The sequence below is a fragment of the uncultured Sphingomonas sp. genome (genome assembly GCF_964250165.1).
Classification (GTDB): domain Bacteria; phylum Pseudomonadota; class Alphaproteobacteria; order Sphingomonadales; family Sphingomonadaceae; genus Sphingomonas.
The window spans coordinates 1-23728 of sequence record NZ_CAXUEK010000019.1 but is presented as its reverse complement, the minus strand read 5'-3'; the positions used below and the strand labels follow the sequence as shown (position 1 = coordinate 23728).

Below are 23728 nucleotides of genomic sequence, written 5' to 3'. Positions count from 1 at the left end.
GCGGCGTGCGTCGCGCGCTCGACGATCTGGTCCGCGCGCTGCGCATCGCGGGCCTGCCGATCTCGCCGGCCGATACGATCGAGGCCAGCCGGGCGGCGACGATCGTCCCCTTCGCCGACCGGGCGCTGTTCCGCGACGCGCTCTGCGCGACGCTGGCCAAGAGCGGCGAGGAGGCGGCGACGTTCGATCGCGTGTTCGATGCCTTTTTCGATCCGCCGCCGGTCGGCACGCCGCCACTCGAAAACCGGCGCGCAGACGGCAACTTGCCGGAGGCGGAGGGCAGCGCGCTCGCCCGGATGATGCTGAGCGGCGACGAGGTCGGCCTGTCGGTCGCGCTCGCGCAGGCCGCCGGCCGGGCCGACGTCACCGGCATCCGCTTCGCCACGCAGCGCAGCCAGCTCTCGCGCCAGGTGCTCGAAGAGATGGGCGTGCGGGAGGTCGATGCCGTCCTCGCCGCGGCCCGGCGACGCGACCCGCAATCGGACTCGGTGGCGCAGCTGGAGCAGGCGCGCGCCGCGCTTGCCGAACAGGCGCGAGCGCTGGTCGCGCGGCAGTACGAGCTCTACGCCAGCCAGACGGGCAAGGAACTGCGCGAGGCCCAGCTCATCCGCCAGGCGCTCACCGCCGACGGCGGCATCAGCCCAGACGACCAGGCGATCATGCGCCACATCGTCCGCCGCCTGGCGAAGCAGCTGGCCAGCCGCTATTCGCGCGCGCGCCGCCGCGCGCTGGTCGGCAAGATCGACGTCCGCCGCACGCTGCATCGATCGATGGCGCATGAGGGCGTGCCGTTCGAGCTCATCTGGAAGACCAGGAAGATCGCGAAGCCGTCGATCGTCTGCCTGTGCGACGTCTCCAAGTCGGTGGCGTCGGCCGCCGCGTTCCTGCTGACGTTCCTCTACAGCCTCAGCGAGGTGGTCGATCATCTGGAGAGCTACGCCTTTTCCGGCCGGCTCGCCGATGTCGGCGCGCTGCTCGATCGCCTGCCGATCGAGGCGGCGACGGCGCAGGTGCTGAGCGACATCGGCTTCCGCCAGACCGATTACGGCCGCTCGCTGCAGGATTTCGCCGAGCATCACATGGCGAGCCTCAATCATCGCACCACGATCATCATCCTCGGCGATGCGCGCGGCAACCATGCCGATCCACGCCTCGACATCTTCGCCGAGATGGCCAAGCGCAGCCGCGCGGTGGTGTGGCTCAATCCCGAGCCCCGCACCTTCTGGGGCCGCGGCGACAGCGACATGCTGCGGTACGAGCGCTTCTGCCACATCGCCCGCACCTGCAACACGCTCAAGGACCTGGAGCGGGTGATCGACGACGTGCTCCGGTCGAGCCTGCCGCACTGACGCTTTGCCGGCATGGGCTCCGTTATCGCCCCGGGCCACGGGCGATCGGTGATCCGAAGACCCTGGCCGAGCGAAGTGGTCGCGGCGGCTATCCGAAGTTGGGCGCGACCGCGCGTTTGTCGGTCAGCAGAGGCGCGACCGACAGGGACACCACCGATCGGAGCAGGGGTGTTCCGTCCTCGTCGTCGACGCAGACGTCGACGGCCGCGCAAAGCTTGCCCGACGCGATCTCCTCGGCGGAAATTTGGATCGCGCCCTGGATGCCGGACGTCAATGCATCCTCCGGCCGATCGAATACGGCGTCGTCGTCGTTGCCTTCGAAGACGGAGTTCGTCGTGCGGATCGAATATCGTGGCATCGGCGCCGCCCTGTCGGAGGCGCAGGCGATCTCACGCCTACCGCCGCCAGCGCCTCGGAGACATGAGCTGACGATGCGCCAGCGTTACCCTGGTGGCAGACGTGCACATTATCGGATGTTAAGCCGTTGCGACGTCGCGCTTAGCTGAAAACCGATCGGCGGGACCGGTGCAGGTAGTTTTCGTCGAAGCCGGCCAATCGCGTCAGCGCGGCCGGGTTGCAGATGTTGAGAACACCGCGTTGCAGCGTGACCGCGCCCGACCGACGCAGTTCCTGCAGCATTCTGTTGACGTGGACACTGGTCATCCCGACCGCGTCGGCCAGCACGGCCTGCGACAAAGGGAGCGCCATGGTGTCGCCGGCGGCGAGCCCGACGTCCGCTGCGCGCCGGTACAGCTCCAGCAGCAGGTGAGCGATGCGCTCTACGCTGCTGCGGCGGCCCATGCTGACGATCCACGCCCGCAACGTGCCTTCGTCGACGAGTTGAGAGATGTACATCGCCCGCGCGATCCCGGGCTGGGCCATCATCTTCTCCATGATTTCGCCCGGTATCGTCGCGACTTGCGCGTTCGTGATCGTCTGGATGCTGTGGTCCATCTCCGCCAGGAGATTGACGTGAAGATCGCACGCGTCGCCAGGCATCAGAAAAGCGACGATCTGGCGTCCGCCGCCCGGGAGCACCTTGTAGCGCAACGCCCAACCCTCGAGCATGACCAATACCGGTCCGGGTCGATCCCCCTCCCGGATCAGATCGCGGTGCGGCCCGAAGGGCCTTGGCCGCGCCGTGGCCTCTTCAAGGGCCGCCATCTCCTCGGGGCTTAACTGGACGAACCGGCAGAGTTTTTCGACAAAGCGGTTCGCCATGTCACGATCCTATATGCGACGGCAAACGAGGATATTAACATAGGTTTATAGGGTTGGCAAAGCGGACGGTCCTTCAAGATCGGCAACGCGGATATGCGCCGCGCCGGGGCATGGCGTTCCGCCAAGGACCATCGTCCCGAACCGGCGGGTTCATCGCCGCGTCCATGGTTACCAGCGGGATGGCGTCCTGAGCCTAGTCGACAAGATGCGGAGCCCAGGGCCGGGAGATCGGCACGCGATCGTGGACGTGCGCGCCCAAGCACGTCAGCAGCGCGCCGCCGCTGCAGCCGAGAAAGCCCCAGCCCGCGGCCGCGAAGCCCGCCCAGCCTGCGGGCACGACGGTGCCGCCGAACAGGAGACCCAGGGCGAATACCCCGCTGCCGAGCATGGCGAGCCCGCCGAGCCGGATCGGCCCGTCGCGGCGTGACAAAGAGGCTGGCATGGCGTCCTCCGACCGGAAGACGGCCCATCTATCGCCGGGCGCATAGCGATTCGAGCCAGGTCGACGCGCGACGCCGTAGCGTCGGCGTAGGATTGGTCACGATCCGGTACGCAACCGGTAGCCGACCCCCAATTCGTTGGTGATGACGGTAGGTCGCGCCGGATCGGGCTCGATCTTCTGCCGCAGCTGCCGCACCACGATGCGCAGATACTCGACGCGGTGATCGTAATCATGCGGCCACGCGGCGGCGAGGATGGTCTGGTGCGTCACCACCCGGTCGGGCGCCGCCGCCAGCGTGGCCAGCACCTCGTATTCCTTGCGCGTGAGATGCACCTCCTGCTCGCCGCGGCGGACCTCGCGATTGACCAGATCGATCGCCAGCATGCCTGCGACCACCACCGCCGCGCTCCCGCGCTCCCCGAGCTTGTGGCGCAGCGCGGCGCGGACGCGGGCGAGCAGCTCCTCGGTATCGAACGGCTTGGTCACATAGTCGTCCGCGCCGAGGTCCAGCGCCGCGACCTTGTCGTCGGTGCCCTCGCGGGCCGAGACCACCACCACGGCGGTCTTGCCGTCGCGCTTCAGCGGCTGCACCAGCTCCAGCCCGTCCCGGTCCGGCAGCCCCAGGTCGAGCAGCACCAGCTCGGGGCGGCTCTGCGCCGCCACCGCCAGCGCCTGCGCCGCGGTGCCCGCCTCCTCGACCTGATAACCGGCACGCACCAGCGTCGCCGTCAGCAGCCGGCGGATATACAGCTCGTCGTCGACGATCAGGATCCGACCGCCGCTCATGCCGGCTCGCCCAATGGCATCAGCAGCGCGTCGGGGAAACGCAGGCTGAAGCACGCGCCCGCGGCGTCGGCGCGCGTCGCGGCGGTGACGGTCATGCCCATCGCATCGGCGAAGCCCTTGACGATCGCCAGGCCCAGGCCCGTGCCGCCGGGCGCGCGATCCGACCCCGACAGGCGCCGGAACGTCTCGAACACCGCCTGTTCCTGTCCGGCGGGCAGCCCGGGCCCATGATCGATCACCTGCAACGCCACACCGCCCGGCTCCCGCGCGGCGCAGACCGCGACCGGGGTTCCGGGATCACCGTAGCGGCCCGCATTGTCGAGCAGGTTGAGCAGGCAATGGTGGAGGAGCTGAGGGTCCGCGCGCACGAGCGGCAGGTCCGGCGGCACGTCGACCATCACCTCGTGCCCCTCCAGCGACCGCCGGGCATCGTGGACGGCGGCGGCCACGGCGTCGGTCAGATCGACCGGCTCGATCGCCAGCGGCATCGCACCCGCCTCGACGCGCGTCATGTCGAGCAGGTTCTCGACGAACCGGCTGAGCCGCACCGCCTCGCGTTCGATCACCGCGACCAGCGGATCGTCGCCCCGCCGCGCCAGTTCGCCGGCGGCGGCGAGCACGGAGGTGAGCGGGGTGCGCAGATCGTGCCCGACCGACGACAGCAGCGCCGCGCGCAGCCGATCGCGCTCGCGCACCGCGCCCAGATCGCGCGTCTCGTCCTCCAGCCGCAGCCGTTCCAGCGTCAGCGCCGCCTGATCGACCAGGCTCATCAGCAGCCCATATTGGTCCGAACGCACCGCCTCACCCGCATCCTCGCGCGCCAGCCCGAGCACCGCCAGGACGCGATCGCCCGCCATCAGCGGCTGGAACAGCCAATCGGATGCGGTGAGCGTGTCGGAGCCGCGGCCGGCGGGCTTGCCGTTGTCGCGCGCCCATTGCGCGGCGGCGAGATCCATCACGCCGAGGTCGGGCGGCTCGCCGCTCGCCGCCTCCACGGCCAGCCCGGCGGCGCCCGGCGCCAGCAGGACGACGCGCAGGTGCAGCAGCCGCGCGATCTCGCCGCAGATCGCGCCACCCACCGCGTCGCGGTCACCGAGCGCGGTGAGCTGGCGCAGGAAGCCCGCCAGCACGGCGTTCGACCGGGCGCTGGACGCGGCGAGATCCGCCTGCGCCCGCACGCGCGCGGTCAGCTGGCTGGTGGCCGTGGCGACGCCGAGCAGCACCACCACGGAGATGACGTTCTCCGGCTTGCTGATCGTCAGCGTCCCGGTCGGCGGCAGGAAGAAGAAATTATAGGCGAGGCTGGACAGCAGGCCGGCAAAGAGGCCGGGGCGCAGCCCGAACAGGCTGGCCGCGGCCATGACCGGCAGCAGATACAACAGGGCCACATTGCCCAGGGCCAGCACGCGCACCAGCGCCAGCGTCGCCGCGGTGACGCCGGCGACCATCAGGATCGTCCAGGCATAGGCTCCGGGCTTCGCGGCGGCATCGCGCGCGCCGACACGGCGCGGGCGGCCGGTCGCATCGGGCGGGCCTGCGTCCAGCGGCAGGACGTGGACCGCGACGCCGGGCGTCTCGCGCACCAGCCGGTCGACGACCGAGCCGTGGCGCAGCTCGAACCAGCGGGAGCGCACCGACTTGCCGACGATCAGCTGCGTGGCGCGTGAATCGGCGGCGAAACTCTTCAACCCGTCCATCACATCCGCCGCCGGCACGGAGGCGACCTGGCCGCCCAGCTGCGTCGTCAGCGCCAGCGTCGCGGCGATGCGCTGCTGCTCGGCCGGGCCGAGCCGGCCGTGGCGCGGCGTCTCGACATGCACCGCCGTCCACGGGGCGTGCAGGGCGTCGCCGAGCCGCTTCGCCGCCCGGACCAGGCCGTCGGCGCCGGGCAGCTCGCTCACGGCGACCACGATCCGCTCGCCCCCGGCCCAGGTACCGCCGACCCCCTGCGCGCGGACATGCTCCAGCATCTGTGCATCCACCGCCTGGGCGGCGCGCCGCAGCGCCAGCTCGCGCAGCGCCGACAGGTTGGATTTGGAGAAGAAATGTCCGAGCGCGCGGGTCGCCTCTTCCGGCAGGTAGACCTTGCCCTGCCGCAGCCGCTCGATCAGTTCGTCGGGCGGAATGTCGACGATCTCGATCTCAGCCTGTTCCAGCACATGGTCGGGCACGGTCTCGCGCACGCGCACATGCGTGAACGAGGCGACCACGTCGTTGAGACTCTCGATGTGCTGGACGTTGATCGTGGACCACACCTCGATGCCCGCGGCGAGCAGCTCTTCCACGTCCTGCCAGCGCTTGGGATGACGGGATCCGGGGGCGTTGCTGTGCGCAAGCTCGTCGACGAGCACCAGCGCCGGCCGACGGGCCAGCACCGCGTCGAGGTCCATTTCGGTTAGCGTCCGACCCTGGTGATCCGCCTCACGCCGGGGCACGATCTCCTGGCCATGCGTCAGCGCGGCGGTGTCGGCACGGCCGTGCGTCTCGACGATCCCGATCACCACGTCCGTGCCTGCCGCCCGGCGCGCCGCGCCCTCGGAGAGCATCTCGTACGTCTTGCCGACGCCCGGCGCGGCGCCGAGGAAGATCTTCAACCGGCCGCGCCCCTCCTGCGCGGCGGCGCGCAGGAATGCTTCGGGAGAGGGACGATCCGATACCGGGCTCACCGCGCCGGTGTAGTGCCCATCTGGTCCAGCTGTCGATTGAGCAGCAGCACATTGACGTGCGGCTCGCCGATGAAGCCGAGCAGCGGCTGGCGGGTGGACCGTTCCACCAGGCCGCGCAGCGCATCGGGCGACAGTTTCCGCGCCCGCGCGACCCGCCCGACCTGGGCCAGCGCGGCCTCCGGCGACAGGTCGGGATCGAGGCCCGACGCCGATGCGGTCACGAGATCGGCCGGGATGGCGCCGGTCACGCCCTGCGAGCGGCGAAGCGCGATATCGCCCTTGATGCGATCGGCCAGCGCCTTGGAGGTCGGCCCCATGTTGGAGCCGGACGACGCCGTCCCGTCATAGCCCTTGCCCGCCGCCGACGGCCGCGAGTTGAAGTAGCGGTCGCTGGTGAACGACTGGCCGATCAGCTCCGAGCCGGTGACGACGCCCTTGTCGACGATCAGACTGCCATTGGCCTGATGCGCGAACGCAAGCTTGCCGATCCCCATCACCGCCAGCGGATAGAGCCCGCACGAGAGGATCGTCAGCAGCACCGTCAGCACCAGCGCCGGCCGCAGCCCCGAGAAGAAATCCGAACCCATGATTGGCTCCTTATGCCAGCCCGATGCCGGACACGGCGAGATCGATGAGCTTGATGCCGGCGAACGGCGCGACCAGCCCGCCCAGGCCGTAGATACCCAGATTGCGCGCCAGCAACGGCCCCGCCCCGATCGGGCGATAGGTCACGCCACGCAGCGCCAGCGGCACCAGCAGCGGGATGATGACCGCGTTGAAGATGATCGCGGACAGGATCGCGCTCGTCGGCGTCGCTAGGTGCATGACGTTGAGGATCGCCAATCCCGGGTAGAGGACGATGAACATCGCCGGCAGGATGGCGAAATACTTGGCCACGTCGTTGGCGATCGAAAAGGTGGTCAGCGCGCCGCGCGTCATCAACAGCTGTTTGCCCAGCCCGACGATCTCGATCAGCTTCGTCGGGTCGCTGTCCAGATCGACCATGTTGCCCGCCTCGCGTGCGGCCTGCGTGCCCGTGTTCATCGCCACGCCGACGTCGGCCTGGGCGAGCGCCGGCGCGTCGTTGGTGCCGTCGCCGCACATCGCGACCAACCGGCCGCCGACCTGCTCCTTGCGGATATAGGCCAGCTTGTCTTCCGGCGTCGCCTGGGCAAGGAAATCGTCCACCCCCGCCTCGGCGGCGATCGCCGCGGCGGTCAGCGGGTTGTCGCCGGTGATCATCACCGTGCGGATGCCCATCGCGCGCAGCTCGCCGAAGCGCTCCGAAATGCCGGCCTTGACCACGTCCTTGAGGAAGATAGCGCCGAGCAATCGCCCGTTTTGCGCCACCGCCAGCGGCGTGCCGCCGGCGCGCGCGATCTCGTCGGTGACGCGGCGCAGCTCGGTCGCGGCGGCGGTCTGGCCGGCGCCGGGGTTCGCCTTCAGGATCGAATCGACCGCGCCCTTCTGGATCAGCGAGTCACCGATGCGGACACCCGAGATGCGCGTCTGGGCGGTGAAGGGGATGACCTCCGCGTCCCCGGGCAAAGTTCGGGTGGTCACGCCGAACCGCTCGCGCGCCAGGACGACGATCGAGCGTCCCTCCGGCGTCTCGTCGGCAAGGCTGGCGAATAGCGCCGCGTCCGCCAGCTCGCCCGCCGACGCACCGCCGACGGGCCGGAACTCGCTCGCCTGACGGTCGCCGATCGTGATGGTGCCGGTCTTGTCGAGCAGCAGGACATCGATGTCGCCGGCGGCCTCGACGGCGCGGCCCGACTTGGCGAGCACGTTGAAGCGAACCAGCCGGTCCATCCCCGCAATGCCGATCGCCGACAGCAGCGCTGCGATCGTCGTCGGGATAAGCGTGATGAGCAGCGCCGCCAGGATCACCACGGGGACGATGCCGCCGGCGTAGCGCGCGAACATCGGGATGGTGCCGACCGCGATCAGGAAGATGATCGTGAGCCCGACCAGCAGGATGGTGAGCGCGATCTCGTTGGGCGTCTTCTGCCGCTCCGCGCCCTCGATCAGCGCGATCATCCGGTCGAGGAAGCCCTGGCCGGGGCCGGCGGTGACGCGGACCTTCAGCGAGTCCGAGATCACGCGCGTTCCCGCCGTGACCGCCGAGCGATCGCCGCCGCCCTCGCGGATCACCGGCGCGCTTTCGCCGGTGATCGCGGCCTCGTTGACGGACGCCACGCCCTCGATCACCTCGCCGTCGGCCGGGATCAGGTCACCGGTCTCGACCAGCACCACGTCGCCGACCCGCAACGCCGAGGCGGGCACGGTCTCCGTTCCGCGCCCCAGGATGCGCTTGCCGGTCAGTTCGCCCTTGGCGGCGCGCAACGAGGCAGCCTGCGCCTTGCCGCGCCCCTCTGCGAGCGCCTCGGCGAAATTGCCGAACAGCACGGTCAGCCACAGCCAGAACACGAGCTGCGCCTTGAACGCGAACGAGCCGCCGCCGATGCCCGCCACCAGCATGACCGTCACCAGCAGCGCCACCGTCGCGGTGACGAACATGACCGGGTTGCGGATCAGTGTCCGGGGATCGAGCTTGCGGAACGAATCCGCGATCGCGGGCCCAAGCAGATCGGCGGTGAACAGCGAGCGTGAAGCGGCGCGAGCCATGGGTAGCGCTCCTTAGAAGGTCTGGCCGTGGATCATCGCGATCTGGTCGGCGATGGGTCCAAGGGCGAGCGACGGCAGGAAGGTAAGGCCGCCGAGAATGAGGATCACGCCGATCAGCAGCGCCACCCAGAGCGGGCCGGTGGTCGGGAAGGACCCGGCCGAAGCGGGCACGATGCGCTTGGCGGCGAGGCTGCCGGCGATCGCCAGCATCGGCACGATCACGAAGAACCGTCCAAGCCACATCGCCACCCCGAGCAGCCCGTCATAGAAGGGCGTGCTCGCGGTCAGGCCGGCGAACGCGCTGCCGTTGTTGCCGACCGCCGAGGTAAAGGCATAGAGCATCTCCGAAAAGCCGTGCGGCCCCTGGTTCGCCAGGCCCGCGAGCCCGTCCTTCGACACCGACGCGATGCCGGTGAAGCCCAGGATGATGAGCGGCAGCACCGCGATCGCCAGCACCGCGAGCTTGACCTCGCGCCCGTCGATCTTCTTGCCGACGTATTCCGGCGTTCGCCCGACCATCAGCCCGGCCACGAATACCGCCAGGATGACGAACAGCAGCATGCCGTAGAGCCCCGATCCGACGCCGCCGAAGATGATCTCGCCGAGCTGGATGTTGAACAGCGGGATCATGCCCCCGATCGCCGTGAAGCTGTCATGCATCGCGTTGACGGCGCCGCAGGATGCGTCGGTGGTGACCACCGCGAAGAGGCTCGATGCGGCGATGCCGAAGCGCACCTCCTTGCCTTCCATGTTGCCCCCGGCGATGCCCAGCGCATGATGGATCGGGTTGCCGGCGCTTTCTGCGGCATAGGTGACGGCGGTGCCGACCAGGAACAGCGCGAGCATGGCGCTGAAGATCGCCCAGCCCTGTTTCGTGTTGCCGACGGCCTTGCCGAACGTCCAGGTCAGCCCGGCGCCGATCGAGAAGATGGACAGCATCTGCAACAGGTTGATGAGCGCGCTGGGGTTTTCGAACGGATGTGCCGAGTTGCCGTTGAAGATGCCGCCACCATTGGTGCCGACCATCTTGATCGCTTCCTGACTCGCGACGGGGCCCAGGACGATCGTCTGCTTGGCACCCTCCAGCGTGGTGGCGGTCACCGAGCCGTCGAAGGTCTGCGGCACGCCGGCGGCGAGCAGGATCACCGCATAGACGAGGCAGGCCGGCAGCAGCAGGTACAGGGTCACGCGCGTGACGTCGGCCCAGAAATTGCCAAGTCCGCTGGCCTCGCGTCTCGCGAAGCCACGGATGAACGCGAACGCCAGCGCGATGCCGGTCGCCGCGGAGGTGAAGTTGTGGATCGTCAGCCCGACCATCTGGCTGAACTGCGACATCGTCGATTCGCCGCTATAGCTCTGCCAGTTGGTGTTGGTGGCGAAGCTGACCGCGGTGTTCCACGCCAGATGCGGCGCCAGCCCGGCAAAGCCGAGCGGGTTGAGCGGCAGGTAGAATTGCAGCCGCAGGATCGCATAGGTCAGGAACAGGCCGGCGACGTTGAACAGCAGCATGTGGATGCCGAAGCGCTTCCAGCTCTGATCGGCGGCGGGATCGATCCCGGACAGCGTGTAGAACCCACGCTCGACCGGACCCAGGACGGGATGCAGCCAGGTGCGCCGTCCTTCCATGATCGCGAACAGACCCATGCCGAACGGCTTGGTGATCGCCACGACCAGCGCCGTGAAGACCAGGATGAGCAGCCAACCTTGGAGGGTCATGGTTCTTCTCCGCTCAGTAGCGCTCGGGGTGGACGAGCACCGCGACGAGATAGGCGAGCAGGCCGACGGCGGTCAGGCCGCCCAGCCAAAGGTCGATGGTCATCGGGAAATCCTCACGCTTTCTCGCACAGGCGGAAATAGGCCAGGGTCAGCGCCAGCAGCCCGAGGGTGATCGCGATCCAGAGAATGTCCTGCATGATGACGCTCCTCAGAAGCTGGCGGTGACCGACCCGACCAGCACCGACTTGGCGGCGCGGTGGAAATCGGTGGTGGCGGCGGCAAGATCGGCGGCGCGGGTGTCGTTGCGCGACAGGTTGGTCCCGACCACCGACAGGTCGAAGGTCAGCGCCTTCCACTTGTATCCCGCGCCGACGGTGTAATCGAGATATTCGTGGCCGGCGTAGTTCAGCCCGCCGCCGGTGTGACCGAGGTGACTGTGCAGCGTCAGACCCGTGTTCGGGATGGTCGCGCCCAGTTCGCCATACTCGTACACGCTGTAGCGCGTCGGCGTCGCGAAGGCGTTGAAGTAGGTCTGGCGCGGCGCCCAATAGGCCCCGGCCTTGAGCGTCGCCGGCCCGATCGCCTTGGCGAGCGAACCGTAGACCTCGTAATAGCTCTCGCTCGTGCCCACCGCCTTGCGGCTGCCCGGATAGATGTAGCCGTAGAGGCCGCCATCGACCGTCAGTCCGCTCTTGCCGAGCGCATGGGTGTAGCCGCCATAGACGTCGATCTCGGTCCCGCCCAGGTTGACCGCGTTGTTGGCGCTGGCACTCGAGCCCCAGGTCGAGATGTAGAACCCCGACGCGTGCTGGACGGTGAAGGTCGCCTGGACGACCGGCTTGTTGTCCGACTGCGAGATGCCGCGGAAGCGGTATTGCGACACGATGGCTGCACCACCGGTGATCGTGAACGGGGACGTGGGCGAGGCCGGCGCCGCCGGCGCGGCGGCGTTGGCGGCCGCCGGTGACGCGCCGGACTTGTCGCTCGTATCCCCGGCCGGCGTGGTCTGCGCCAGGACCGGCGCGGGGACGGCCAGCAGCATGCCCGCAAGGGTGGTGAACGTGACGCGCATCGGAACCTCGGACAGGGGCGGTCGACCTCGACCGCGGTGAGGCGGGCAATTAGTCCGGCACGCCATTGCCGTTCGAGACGGAAAAGCAGCGCGCAGAGTAGTGATCGCATAGTAATTTCTGCCATTCGACGTGCGATCGAGAGCGCGGCGCGGTAGGAGCCCTGCATGGACGCACCCGCCGGCCCCGCCGATCCGACCGCCGTTTCGCACCAGCCGCAAGGTGCCACGGGAGGGCTCGCGCTCGGCGCGCTCGGCGTGGTGTTCGGCGACATCGGCACGTCACCCCTGTATTCGCTGAAGGAAAGCCTCGTCGGGCCGCATCCGCTGCCGGTGGACCAGCCGCACGTCTTCGGCGTGCTGTCGCTGGTGTTCTGGACGATGATGCTGATCGTGACGGTCAAATACGTCTTCGTCATCCTGCGCGCCGACAATCACGGCGAGGGCGGCAGCCTGGCGCTGCTCGCGCTGGTCGCGGATCGCGTCGGTCAGCGGCGCTGGAGCAAGGGGCTGATGATGCTGGGCATCGCGGCCACCGCCTTGTTCTTCGGCGACGCCATCATCACGCCCGCCATCTCGGTGCTGTCGGCGGTGGAGGGGCTCACCGTCGTGGAAAGCGGCATGACGCGGCTCGTGCTGCCGCTGTCGATCGGCATCCTCGTGGCGCTGTTCACGATCCAGAGCCGCGGCACGGCGCGCGTGGGGGCGCTGTTCGGGCCGGTGATGCTGTTCTATTTCGGCGTGCTGGCGGCGCTGGGCATCGCCAACATCGTCGCGCGTCCCGCGATCCTGTCCGCGATCAATCCCTGGTGGGGGCTCAACTTCTTCCTGCTCGATTTCCGCCTCGCCTTCCTGGCGCTCGGCTCGATCGTGCTGGTGGTGACGGGGGCGGAGGCGCTCTACGCCGACATGGGGCATTTCGGGCGCAAGGCGATCTCGATCGCGTGGCTCTACATCGCGCTGCCCTGCCTCATGCTCAATTACCTGGGGCAGGGTGCGCTGATCCTGGGCACGCCGGCGACCGTCAGCAATCCCTTCTTCCTGATGGCGCCGCACTGGGCGCGCTTTCCGCTCGTCATCCTCGCCACCGCCGCCACCGTGATCGCCAGCCAGGCGGTGATCTCCGGCGCGTTTTCGGTGGCGCAGCAGGCGGTGCAGCTCGGCTTCCTGCCGCGGCTGCGCATCGCGCATACCAGCGAGCACGCGATCGGCCAGATCTATGTGCCGCTGGTCAATTGGGGGCTGCTGGTGCTCGTCGTGGCGCTGGTGCTCGGCTTCCGCAGCTCGGGCGCGCTCGCCGCGGCCTATGGCATCGCGGTGACCGGGACCATGCTGATCACCGCGCTGATGCTGGGCGTGCTGACCGTCTCGGTCTGGCGCTGGCCCAAGCCGCTGGCGTTCGCGCTGACCGGGCTGTTCGTCGTCGTGGACGGCCTGTATTTCGCGTCCAATGCGACCAAGGTGCCCGACGGCGGCTGGTTCCCGCTGCTGATCGCGGCGATCGCCTTCACGCTGCTCACGACCTGGGCGAAGGGCCGCGAGATCATGCGCGCGCGCCTTGCGGAAGGCGCGATGCCCGCCGAGCTGTTCGCCCGCTCCGCGCGCAAGAGCCTGGAACGCGTGCCCGGCACCGCGGTGTTCCTCAGCTCATCGCGCGAGGGCGTGCCGCACGCGTTGCTGCACAACGTCAAGCACAACAAGGTGCTGCACGAGCACATCATCATCGTCACGGTCGCGATCGCCAAGGTGCCGACCATCCCGGCCGACGCGCGGCTCGAGCTCCAGCCGATCGACGACCGGTTCATGCGCGTGGTGCTCCACTACGGCTTCATGGACGAGATCGACGTGCCTGCCGGGCTGGCGGCGATCCGCATCGACGACGCGCCGCTGAAACGGATGGAGACCAGCTATTTCCTGGGCCGCCAGACGCTGATCCCGTCCGATCGGCCGGGCATGGCGATCTGGCGCGAGAAGCTGTTCGCCTGGATGGTCCGCAACGCCGAAAGCGCGATGGACTTCTTCAAGCTGCCGACCAATCGGGTGGTGGAGCTGGGATCGCAGCTGGAGATTTGAGGCCAGACGGAAAGATGATGATCGCGGAGCGACCCGCTTCGCCGGCGTGACCCGCGGGTCAATCAAACTACCTGGAATCAGGCTCGTTCGCGACCGACGCGGGCATCGCGCAGCTTCCCTGCGCCTGTCGCGGTCCTGGCTCCAGCCAGCTGTTAGCTGAGTCGCGTCCGATGAGCATATCTGCAGGCCTACTCCCGCTTGGGTACGGGTCAGGCGATTCCCCGTGGCGCAACAGAGGCCAAGCACGTAAGTCAGCGTCATGCATTCAAGGTCGTTCGTAGTAATCCTGGTGACGGCATTTGCCACGCTTAGACCAGCGGGCGCCCAGACCACGAACACGGTCCGCAGCACCAAGGAAGCCTATGGTGTGCGCCTCAACGCCAATGGCGAACCGGCGGACCTGAATCCCCTTCGCGTCAACAACCGCTTGGCGACGCGCGTCAACGGCCGACTCGATCTGCGGGTGCAGCGCTATCGGGTCAACAATAGCGCCGATCCAACTGCGGCCTACCGAGCGCCGCTCGACGACGGCTCGCGCAGGGCACTGCCCGCACTCGTCAAACCGCCGCCGGTTGACGAGGATCAGCCTCAATAATGGCTTGAGATACCTCTCTCCCCTTCACTTATCTGGGTGGCGCGAGCCAGCCCGAACAGGTGGCAACAACGTCAGCTCCGGCGTTTCCGCCAGCCGCTCGCCGATCCAGCCCGCATGCTCCGTCAGCTTCGAGCGCCGATCGCCTCCCAGCGGCCGCGCCGCATGGCTGCTCTCGCGACGATAGCGCCGATACCAGTTGCCCGCCGTGCTCGGCGCCACGTCGAATACCGCACCAACATCACCGCACTCCTGCCCGCCGCCATCACCGCAAACCACCCGCCGACGCAGATCGTCCGAATATACCTTGCCCATCCGTGCCAGCCGCCTTCCGGTCAGCACCATGAATCAGCAAATCACGTCCGTGTGTGAGTCCCTACTGATTCAAATGATCGCGTTCGAATTTAAAAGAATAGCTTGCGGATCGACAGCCTGATCGTCCTTCCCAGTGGATCGAGCAGGTCGGGCTGGTAGCTTACCGGCGTCGCGCCGGTCTGGTCGGTCACGTGCTGGCGCGCGTCGAACAGGTTGTCGATCGAGAAGGTCAGCCGCGTTCCCCGCACCCAGGGATGCTTGCGCAACAGGTCGACGCGGGCGGTGGGATCGAAGAACAGGCGCAGGCTGGTCGTCGCCAGCGCGCCGAAACGGAGCTGCTCGGGCGCTCCCGCCGTGCCGCCGTTGACCCGGGTGGCGCTCTGGAAATTTTCCGACAGCCGCGCGCCCAGCCCGTTGTTGCTGTAGCCCGCCTGCCCCTCCAGCTCGTGCCGGGACTGGCCGCCGGTCGAGCCGATCGCGTCGCCGTTGAGCAGGTCGAGGCGCGGGCCGCCCGGCGCCACCAGCACGTCGTCGGTGAAGTGCCAGGTGTGGTAGAGCGCGAATTGCAGGCGGCCGCCACCCTGCCCGCGCCCGCCGAACCCGCCCCGGCCACCGCCGCCGCCGCCGCCGCCCGGTCCGCCGAAGCCGCCGCGACCACCGCCAAAGCCGCCACCCTGACCGGGCGCAGGTAGCGCGCCGGTGGGGGGCGCGGCCGCATCGCCGGCCGGCGGCGAAGTGCCGGGTTGGCCCTGATCGGCGCCGGCGCCTTGCCCCTGTGCCGGCGCGCTGCCTTGCTCCGGCGTACCGCCCTGACCGCGGCCGGACGCGCCGTCGCCTTGCCCGGGCCGCCGGCCGAAACCGGGGAAATTGAGCCCGGCGAACGGGTTCGGGCCGGTGCCGTTGCGGAACGCCTCGAACTTCCGCTGCAGGTCCGATTTCAGCGGCAGCGACAGGTTGAAGCCGTAGCGCAGCTCCGAACGGGATGTACGCGCGAAGTTGATCGGCGTGGTGTCGACGCGCAGCAGCGTGCCGGTGGCCGGATCGCGGGTGAAGCGGCCCGGGAACGCTGCCGCGATCGCCGCGGTCGCCGCCGGGAAGCTGGCGACCGGATCGTCGACATGGCTGGTGACGTAGTTGGCGATGATCGTCAGGTCGTGGCTCTTCCACGGCTTCAGCGTCAGCCCGACCTTGGCGGTATGGGTGCTGAAGCCCTGCAGCGCGGGGTTGCCGCCGCTCACCGTCGTCACGGTCGCGGTGGTGCCCTGGACATAGTCGAAGACGCGGACGTTGGGCGTCACTACCTGCGGATTGCCGAGCTGCTGGGCGGTCGGCGCGCCGTCCTGATCCGTCACCGAGACAATGATGCGCAGCGGCTCAACCGGCTGCCAGTTCGCGCCGTAGCCGAGCGTCGTCAGCGTACCGAAGTCCGACAGCTGCTCCACCTTCGCGTTGCCGTTGAGCGACAGGTTGCCGATCGCGCCGAGCACGCCCTTGCTGCGGCTGGTGATCGGCAGGTCGATGTTGAGCCGGCCGGTGCCGCTGTCGCGCGAGACCTGGCCGGTCCGCACCAGGGCACCGCGGATCGAGCGGCTGGCGAAGTCGCTGGTGTCGCCGCCGACCGCGATGCTGGTCGAGACATCGCCCGCGGGCAGGCGGAACAGCGTGCCGTTGGCCTGCGCGTCGATGTTGGCGTCGGTGGCGTGGCTGCGCGCGAAGCTCTGCGGCAACGCGGTCAGCGCCCCGGCGGGCAAGGCGGCGAAGGGATTGGCGGTCGGATCATTGGCGTTCAGCCGTGCCTGGAAGCCGCCGGCGTCGACGCCGGTGTCGGTCAGCGTCGTCGACGTCGTATTGTCGTAATTGGCGATGACGTTCCAGCGCCACTTGTGCAGGTCGCCGTTCAGCGTCGCGCCGAGATGGCCGGCGAGGCTGGAGGTGCGCTGCTGGATGTTGCCGAAGCCGGTGACGGCACGGTCGACCAGCACCGCCTGGCTGAACGGCGAGAAGGGGTTGCCGGCCGGGACCAACAGCGAGACGGTGGGCAGGCCCTGGTCGCTGCGTCCGTCGTCGCCCTCCAGCCGCGCGTTCACCGTCGCCCCGACATGGCCGAAGATGTTGCGCGAGTAGGTGGAGTTGACCGACAGCGTGCGGCTCCGCCCCAGCAGCGTGCGGTATGGCCCGAGATCGGTGCTGTTGAGCGGGGCGGCAGCGAAGTCGGCGAGCGTTCCGCCACCGGCGGCGGGTACGCCCGCCTCGGTCAGGCCGCCCAGCGACGGATCGAGCGCGCCGCCGTTCACGCCGACGACGTTGCCGCCGACCGCGAACGGACTGGCCGAGCCGAGGACCGTGCGCTGGTCCTCGAACAGCGGATTGTTCTCCTGGTAGGAGCTGTGGAGGTTGAAGCGGCGGTCCTGGCGGATGTTGAGCAGGTCGAGCTCGCCCTGCGGCCCGTTGCGGTCGAACCGCGACGAGATGCGATCGGCGACCTCGGCGGTGATGGCGCGGAAGCGGCGGCGCAGCACGAAGTTCACCACCCGCTGGTCGGCGGTGTAGCCGTATTTGAGCGCCACCTCCTCGGGCAGGATGTCGACGCGGGCGATCGCCTCGGTCGGCAGGTCGCGGATCTCGGCGAAGGAGGAGATGCGGCGGCCGTTGAGCAACACCACCGGCGCGCCGCCGGAGCCGCGGCCGGAGCGCGTCTGCGGGCTGAGCTCGTTCAGCAGGTCGGCGACCGAGCTGACGCCGTAGCTGCGGATGTCGGCGGGGCCGAGCTGCTCCTCGGACGGAATGTCGCCGATCACCGAGCCGGGCAGGTTGCGCTGGCCGGTGACGATGACGTCGGGCTCGTCGGAGATGTCGGCATTGTCGGGCGCCTGACCGACGGCGGGGCGCGGCGTCCGCGCAGGCGGCGCGGCCTGCTGCTCGGGCGCGGGCACGGCGGCGGCGGGGGGCACGGGCTGCGGCGCAGGCGTGGCGGATGGGGCGGCCGGCGCGGGCGGCTGCTGCGCCGTGGCGGCGGCCGGCAGGACGCCGAGCGCCATCATCGTCAAGCCAACGCTGCGCATGCCAACCCCAGTCCCGGTGAGCAGGCGCGCCTACCGACGAATTGTCGCAGAAATGTGCCCGTGTTCAGCCAAGCCGGTGCAGATCGGCGGCATAATCCCGCGCCCTGGCGGCGTAATGCCGGGCAGACAGGCGCAGGCCGGCGATGGCGGCCTCGTCGAGCGGACGCACGGCGCGCGCGGGGCTGCCGACGATGAGATGACCGGGCGGGAAGCTCTTGCCCTCGGTCACCAGCGCGCCCGCGCCGACCAGGCAATTCTCGCCGATCACCGCGCGGTTGAGCACGGTCGCGCCCATGCCGATCAGTACGTTGGGGCCGATCGTGCAGCCGTGCAGGATGGCATGGTGGCCGACCGTGCAGTCCGCGGCGATCGTCAGCGGCGCGCCGGGATCGGAGTGGAGCATGGCCCCTTCCTGGATGTTGGTGCGCGCGCCGATCAGGATCGGCGTATTGTCGGCCCGGATCACCGCGCCGAACCAGACCGACGCTTCCTCGCCGAGCTGGACATCGCCGATCAAGTCGGCCGAGGGGGCGACCCAGGCGGAGGCGGGGACCTGCGGCTGGACGCCGGCGATGCGGTAGAGGGGCATCCTTTTCTCCTTTCGTCACCCCGGCCTTGCGCTAGGATCCAACGCAGGTCGGGCGTGATGGCTTGGAACGGCTCCTGGTCGTTTGACCAATCCGGCGTTGGATGCCGGCGCAAGGCCGGCATGACGGGTGCAGCCGATCAACTCTCCGCCCAATCATGCTCCGCCGCCTTCGCTTCCAGGCGGAAGCGGTGGAGGAGCGGCTCGGTATAGCCGTTGGGCTGGCCGACGCCCTCGAACACCAGCGCGCGGGCGGCGCGCATTGCCAGGCTGTCGGGCGCGAGCGGCCGATAGAGCGGGTCGCCGGCGTTCTGCCGATCCACGACCGCGGCCTGGCGGGTAAAGGCGGAGTCGACCTCCTGCGGGGTGGCGACGCCGTGGAGCAGCCAATTGGCGATGTGCTGGGAGGAGATGCGCAGCGTCGCGCGGTCCTCCATCAGGCCGACATCGTGGATGTCGGGCACCTTCGAGCAGCCGACGCCCTGATCGATCCAGCGGACGACATAGCCGAGGATGCCCTGCGCGTTGTTGTCGAGCTCCTCGCGCACCTCCTCCGGCGTCCAGTTGCGCCCCGCCGCCGCCGGGACGGTCAAGAGGTCGGCGAGCGGCGCGACCGGCTCCGACCGGCGCTCGGCCTGGCGCGCGGCGACGTCGACCCGGTGATAGTGCGTCGCGTGCAGCGTCGCGGCGGTGGGGCTCGGCACCCAGGCCGTCGTCGCGCCGGTCAGCGGATGGGCGATCTTCTGCGCCAGCATGTCGGCCATCATGTCGGGGGCGGCCCACATGCCCTTGCCGATCTGCGCGCGGCCGGCCAGCCCGCAGGCGAGGCCGATCTGGACGTTGCGGTCCTCATAGGCCCTGATCCAGGGGGACTGCTTCATCTCGCCCTTGCGGATCATCGGGCCGGCGCGCATCGCGGTGTGCATCTCGTCGCCGGTGCGGTCGAGGAAGCCGGTGTTGATGAAGACGATCCGGTCCTTCACCGCGTGGATGCAGGCGGCGAGATTGGCGCTGGTCCGGCGCTCCTCGTCCATCACGCCGATCTTGATCGTGTGGCGCGCGAGACCGAGCAGGTCCTCCACCGCGTCGAACAGGCGGTCGGTGAAGGCGGCCTCGTCGGGGCCGTGCATCTTGGGCTTGACGATGTAGATCGAGCCGGTGCGGCTGTTCATGCCCTTGTCGTGGCGCGCGCAGAGGGAGGTGACGATCGCGTCGAGGATGCCCTCGGGGGCCTCGCCGCCGTCCGGCAGGAGGATGGCGGGCGTGGTCATCAGGTGGCCGACGTTGCGGACGAAGAGCAGCGAGCGACCGGGCAGGACGAGCTCGCCGCCATTGGGCGTGGTATAGCGGCGGTCCTCGTTCAGCCGGCGGGTGAGCGTGCGGCCGCCCTTCTCGAAGGTATCGGTCAGATCGCCGCGCATCACGCCGAGCCAGTTGGCGTAGGCCGCGACCTTGTCGTCGGCGTCCACCGCCGCGATCGAGTCCTCCAGGTCGACGATGGTGGTGATGGCGGATTCGAGGATCACGTCGGCGATGCCGGCGGGGTCGTCACGGCCGATCGGATGGGTGCGGTCGATCACGACTTCGATGTGGAGGCCGTTGTGCTTCAACAGCGGATTGTCGCCGGCGTGACCGAAGAGCTGCGCCGGGTTGTCAAGGTTCAGGTCGCCGCCGGTCCAGTCGGTCCAGCCGCCCTCGGCTGGCGGCACGGCCTGGTCGAGAAACGCCTTGGCCCAGGCGATGACCTGCGCGCCGCGCCCCTTGTCATACGGGCCACCCGGATTGGGCGAGCCGAGCGCATCGGTGCCGTAAAGTGCGTCGTAGAGGCTGCCCCAGCGGGCGTTGGCGGCGTTGAGGAGGAAGCGGGCGTTGAGGACGGGGACGACGAGCTGCGGGCCGGCGGTGGTGCCGACCTCCGGGTCGACGTTCTGCGTCGTGACCGCGAACGGGGCGGGTTCGGGGACGAGGTAGCCGATGTCGCGGAGGAAGGCTTCGTCGACGAGCTGGCCGGCCTGATACCGCGCGTCGATCTCCAGCTGGAGCTGGTCGCGCCGCGCCAGCAGATCGCGATTCTCCGGCGCGAAGCGGGCGAAGATGGCGGCCGCGCCCTGCCAGAAGGCGTCCGAGTCCAGCCCCGTGCCGGGGAGCGCATGCTCGTCGATGAAGCGCGCCAGCGGCTCGGCGACGAGAAGGCCTGCCTTGTCGATCATCCCATTGATTCCCTCTGCGTCGTCGGGCCGGCGCTTGGCGGAGGGCGACGCGGGTGACAAGGGGATGGCGCGCCGGCCTTATCTTCAACCTATCTTCAGGCATGAACGCGTTTGCGGCGCCCGCGAGGACGAAAGCCAATGCCAAAGGGCTTCCCCGCGCGGGAACACGGAGCGCCGTTCGTGATGAGAAAGAGCGCTGCGCGATCATAGCGGCGAGGCGGCGTGTAGGACAGCCTTAGTTCACCGCCGCCTCCTCCAGCCTCCGCAGCATCGCCGTCAGCGTGGCGACTTCCTCGGCGCTGAAGCTCGCGAGCAGCCGGCGCTCGAGCTTGAGCGCCTCGGGCGCGACGCGGGCGTAGAGGGCGCGGCCGGCGTCCGTCAGCGCCAACAGGTGCGAGCGGCGGTCCTGCCCGTGCGGCGCGCGCGCCAGCAGGCCGCGCGCCACCAGCGCCGTCGCCGCGCGGCTGACCGTCACCTTGTCCATCCGCGTCCGCTCGCCGAGCGTCGCGGGGGCGATCGGGCCCGCCTCCGCGGCGACGGCGACCAGTCGCCATTCGGGGATGGTGAGGCCGAACAGCGCGCGATACGCCTGCGCGATGCGGTCGCTCACCAGGTTGGACGCGACCGACAGCCGGTAGGGGAGGAACCGATCGAGCGCGAGCCGGTTGGCCATCCGCCCAGCGTGTAGCGTTTGACTCCCGCACGGCAAGCGGGATAGTTTCAGATGAAACTAATGAGGAGCCGACCATGGCGCTCGACGATGCCGCGACCGACACCGCCACTCCGGCGCAGAACCCGCTAGGCCTCGACGGCTTCGCGTTCGTCGAGTTCACCTCGCCCGAGCCGGACGTGCTGGCGCGGCAGTTCGAGCAGCTGGGCTTCGTCGCCACGCACACGCATCCGCGGAAGGCGATCACCCGCTACAAGCAGGGGCGCATCAACCTGATGCTCAACCGCGACGAGACGGGGCGCGTCGCCGCGTTCCGCGCCGCGCACGGACCATCGGCCAGCGCGATGGCGTTCCGCGTGGCGGATCCCGCCAAGGCCTTCGCATGGGCGCTGGCGCACGGCGCCGAGCGGACGGAGGAGGACGATACCGCGATCGTCGGCATCGGCGGCTCCTACCTCTACTTCATCCCGGCCGACGCGGACCTGTATGCGGATTGGGAGCCGATCCCCGGCTGGGAACAGGCGGAGCGGGAGAACGGCGTCGGGCTCGACCTGCTCGACCATCTCACCCACAATGTCCGGCGCGGGCAGATGCAGGTGTGGAGCACCTTCTACCGCACGCTGTTCGGCTTCGAGGAACAGAAGTATTTCGACATCAAGGGCAAGGCGACCGGGCTGTTCAGCCAGGCGATGATCGCGCCCGACAAGGCGATCCGCATTCCCCTGAACGAATCGCAGGACGACAATTCGCAGATCGAGGAGTTCATCCGCGACTATCATGGCGAGGGCATCCAGCACCTCGCGCTGACCACGCCCGACATCTTCGACACGGTCGAGAAGCTGCGCGCGCGCGGCGTGACGCTGCAGGACACGATCGAGACCTATTACGAGCTGGTCGACAAGCGCGTGCCCGGCCATGGCGAGGACCTGGAGCGGCTGCGTCGCAACCGCATCCTGATCGACGGTTCGGTCGAGCGTGGCGAGGGCATCCTCTTGCAGATCTTCACCGAGACGATGGTGGGGCCGATCTTCTTCGAGATTATCCAGCGCAAGGGCAATGAGGGCTTCGGCAACGGCAACTTCCAGGCGCTGTTCGAGAGCATCGAGCTCGACCAGATCCGCCGGGGCGTGATCCAGGTCGACGCCTGACTTCGGTCCCTCTCCCTTCAGGGGAGAGGGACGGCGCGCGCCAGCGCGCAGGGTGAGGGGGTGTTGCCGACATGCGATCCAGTCCCTCACCCTCCCACCGCCTGACGGCGGCGGGTCCCTCCCTCTCCCCTTGCGGGAGAGGGGTTCAGGAGAAAACGATGACCGCTCAGCAGCCGATCACCGCCGCCGCCGCCGCCGCGGTCTATCAGCCCGGCTTCGGCAACCACGTCTCGACCGAGGCCGTCCCCGGCGCGCTGCCGATCGGGCGCAATTCGCCGCAGCGGCCGGCGTTCGGATTATATGCCGAGCAGCTGTCGGGCACCGCCTTCACCGCGCCGCGGCACGAGAACCGGCGGTCGTGGCTCTACCGGATGCGGCCGACCGCCGAGCACCCGGCGTTCCGGCGATACGACGGCGCGGCGCGGTTCGCCCCGGGGACCGGCGACGCGCCGCTCGCCCCCAATCGGCTGCGCTGGGACCCGCTGCCGGACGCGGACGCGGGCGTCGATCTGGTCGACGGGATGACGACGCTGCTCGCCAACCGCGATCCCGCCGATCTGGAGGGCGTCGCGGTGCACGTCTATGCGGCGTCGCAGGACATGGCCGCCCGCGTGTTCGTGGACGCGGACGGCGAGCTGCTGTTCATCCCCCAGGACGGGCGACTGGAGCTGCTGACCGAGCTGGGCCGGATCGAGGTCTCGCCCGGGCAGATCGCGCTGGTGCCACGCGGCGTGCGCTTCCGCGCGCTGCTGCCCGACGGCAAGGCGCGCGGCTATGTCGCGGAGAATCACGGCGCGCTGTTCCGGCTGCCCGATCTCGGGCCGATCGGCGCCAACGGGCTCGCCAATCCGCGCGACTTCGAGACGCCGGTCGCCTGGTTCGAGGACCGGGACGAGCCGACCCAGGTGATCCAGAAGTTCATGGGCTCGCTGTGGACGACGACGCTGGACCATTCGCCGCTCGACGTAGTGGCCTGGCACGGCAACCTCGCGCCGTGGCGGTATGACCTGTCGCGGTTCAACGCGATCAACACGGTCAGCTTCGATCATCCCGATCCGTCGATCTTCACGCTGCTGACCTCGCCCAGCGACGTCCCGGGCCGGGCCAACGCCGATGTCGTGATCTTTCCCCCGCGCTGGATGGTGGCGGAGGGCACGTTCCGCCCGCCCTGGTTCCACCGCAACGTGATGAGCGA

Annotated in this window: 20 protein-coding genes; 5 read left to right on the top strand and 15 right to left on the bottom strand. The window is 69.2% G+C overall.

Features of this window, described 5'->3' with window-relative positions; all coding sequences use genetic code 11:
* The first annotated feature begins 5 nt into the window (after nucleotides 1-5).
* Nucleotides 6-1349, top strand: a complete 1344-nt coding sequence (locus ACFE64_RS06180; protein WP_375391584.1) for a VWA domain-containing protein — start codon at nucleotides 6-8, stop codon at nucleotides 1347-1349.
* Between the two features lie 88 nt (nucleotides 1350-1437).
* On the opposite strand, the gene ACFE64_RS06175 is transcribed toward ACFE64_RS06180, so the two are convergent.
* The 10 genes from ACFE64_RS06175 to ACFE64_RS06130 all read right to left on the bottom strand — a co-directional run bounded on the left by ACFE64_RS06175 (nucleotide 1438) and on the right by ACFE64_RS06130 (nucleotide 11880).
* Complete coding sequence (locus ACFE64_RS06175) at nucleotides 1438-1707, bottom strand: hypothetical protein (RefSeq protein WP_375391583.1); 270 nt, start codon at nucleotides 1705-1707, stop codon at nucleotides 1438-1440.
* 140 nt (nucleotides 1708-1847) lie between these two features.
* Entirely contained in the window at nucleotides 1848-2570 is a 723-nt protein-coding gene (locus tag ACFE64_RS06170; RefSeq protein ID WP_375391582.1) for a Crp/Fnr family transcriptional regulator, read from the bottom strand.
* 193 nt (nucleotides 2571-2763) lie between these two features.
* Nucleotides 2764-3012 carry a hypothetical protein gene (locus ACFE64_RS06165; RefSeq protein WP_375391581.1) on the bottom strand — a complete coding sequence of 83 codons (249 nt, stop codon included), beginning with the start codon at nucleotides 3010-3012 and terminating at the stop codon, nucleotides 2764-2766.
* Nucleotides 3013-3108: 96 nt separating this feature from the next.
* Nucleotides 3109-3798: a response regulator gene (locus tag ACFE64_RS06160; protein ID WP_375391580.1), complete on the bottom strand. Its 690-nt coding sequence runs from the start codon at nucleotides 3796-3798 to the stop codon at nucleotides 3109-3111.
* Nucleotides 3795-6464, bottom strand: a complete 2670-nt coding sequence (locus tag ACFE64_RS06155; protein ID WP_375391579.1) for a DUF4118 domain-containing protein — start codon at nucleotides 6462-6464, stop codon at nucleotides 3795-3797. Before ACFE64_RS06155 ends, ACFE64_RS06160 begins: the two co-directional genes overlap by 4 nt.
* Entirely contained in the window at nucleotides 6461-7051 is a 591-nt protein-coding gene (gene kdpC / locus ACFE64_RS06150; protein ID WP_375391578.1) for a potassium-transporting ATPase subunit KdpC, read from the bottom strand. The genes ACFE64_RS06155 and kdpC overlap by 4 nt, the downstream gene beginning before the upstream one ends.
* 10 nt (nucleotides 7052-7061) lie before the next feature.
* Nucleotides 7062-9092: a potassium-transporting ATPase subunit KdpB gene (gene kdpB, locus ACFE64_RS06145; protein ID WP_375391577.1), complete on the bottom strand. Its 2031-nt coding sequence runs from the start codon at nucleotides 9090-9092 to the stop codon at nucleotides 7062-7064.
* A 12-nt stretch (nucleotides 9093-9104) separates the two neighbouring features.
* Nucleotides 9105-10808 (bottom strand): potassium-transporting ATPase subunit KdpA, encoded by a 1704-nt coding sequence (gene kdpA / locus ACFE64_RS06140; protein WP_375391576.1) that lies wholly within the window; start codon nucleotides 10806-10808, stop codon nucleotides 9105-9107.
* Between the two features lie 13 nt (nucleotides 10809-10821).
* Nucleotides 10822-10911, bottom strand: coding sequence for a potassium-transporting ATPase subunit F (locus tag ACFE64_RS06135; RefSeq protein ID WP_375391575.1), 90 nt, complete (start codon nucleotides 10909-10911; stop codon nucleotides 10822-10824).
* 105 nt (nucleotides 10912-11016) lie between these two features.
* A complete protein-coding gene (locus ACFE64_RS06130; RefSeq protein WP_375391574.1) occupies nucleotides 11017-11880 on the bottom strand; it encodes a TorF family putative porin in 864 nt (287 codons plus the stop codon).
* A gap of 165 nt (nucleotides 11881-12045) precedes the next feature.
* Here ACFE64_RS06130 and ACFE64_RS06125 point away from each other — a divergent pair, with 165 nt between their 5' ends.
* Both ACFE64_RS06125 and ACFE64_RS06120 read left to right on the top strand, forming a co-directional pair.
* Nucleotides 12046-13950, top strand: a complete 1905-nt coding sequence (locus tag ACFE64_RS06125) for a potassium transporter Kup (RefSeq protein ID WP_375391573.1) — start codon at nucleotides 12046-12048, stop codon at nucleotides 13948-13950.
* A gap of 289 nt (nucleotides 13951-14239) precedes the next feature.
* The gene (locus ACFE64_RS06120; protein ID WP_375391572.1) at nucleotides 14240-14545 is read left to right on the top strand and encodes a hypothetical protein; all 306 of its coding nucleotides are present in this window, start codon (nucleotides 14240-14242) and stop codon (nucleotides 14543-14545) included.
* 24 nt (nucleotides 14546-14569) lie between these two features.
* Here the strand turns inward: ACFE64_RS06120 and ACFE64_RS06115 are convergent, their stop codons facing one another.
* The 5 genes from ACFE64_RS06115 to ACFE64_RS06095 all read right to left on the bottom strand — a co-directional run bounded on the left by ACFE64_RS06115 (nucleotide 14570) and on the right by ACFE64_RS06095 (nucleotide 21388).
* Nucleotides 14570-14887, bottom strand: a complete 318-nt coding sequence (locus tag ACFE64_RS06115) for a hypothetical protein (protein WP_375391571.1) — start codon at nucleotides 14885-14887, stop codon at nucleotides 14570-14572.
* Nucleotides 14888-14946: 59 nt separating this feature from the next.
* Entirely contained in the window at nucleotides 14947-17919 is a 2973-nt protein-coding gene (locus ACFE64_RS06110) for a TonB-dependent receptor (protein ID WP_375391570.1), read from the bottom strand.
* Nucleotides 17920-17983: 64 nt separating this feature from the next.
* Entirely contained in the window at nucleotides 17984-18508 is a 525-nt protein-coding gene (locus ACFE64_RS06105) for a gamma carbonic anhydrase family protein (RefSeq protein ID WP_375391569.1), read from the bottom strand.
* Between the two features lie 137 nt (nucleotides 18509-18645).
* Entirely contained in the window at nucleotides 18646-20715 is a 2070-nt protein-coding gene (locus ACFE64_RS06100; RefSeq protein WP_375391568.1) for a malate synthase G, read from the bottom strand.
* 235 nt (nucleotides 20716-20950) lie between these two features.
* Nucleotides 20951-21388, bottom strand: a complete 438-nt coding sequence (locus tag ACFE64_RS06095; protein WP_375391567.1) for a MarR family winged helix-turn-helix transcriptional regulator — start codon at nucleotides 21386-21388, stop codon at nucleotides 20951-20953.
* 74 nt (nucleotides 21389-21462) lie between these two features.
* Here ACFE64_RS06095 and hppD point away from each other — a divergent pair, with 74 nt between their 5' ends.
* Both hppD and hmgA read left to right on the top strand, forming a co-directional pair.
* Entirely contained in the window at nucleotides 21463-22533 is a 1071-nt protein-coding gene (hppD, locus tag ACFE64_RS06090) for a 4-hydroxyphenylpyruvate dioxygenase (protein ID WP_375391566.1), read from the top strand.
* Between the two features lie 158 nt (nucleotides 22534-22691).
* On the top strand, nucleotides 22692-23728 hold a 1037-nt coding region (hmgA, locus tag ACFE64_RS06085), incomplete at its 3' end, for a homogentisate 1,2-dioxygenase (protein ID WP_375391565.1).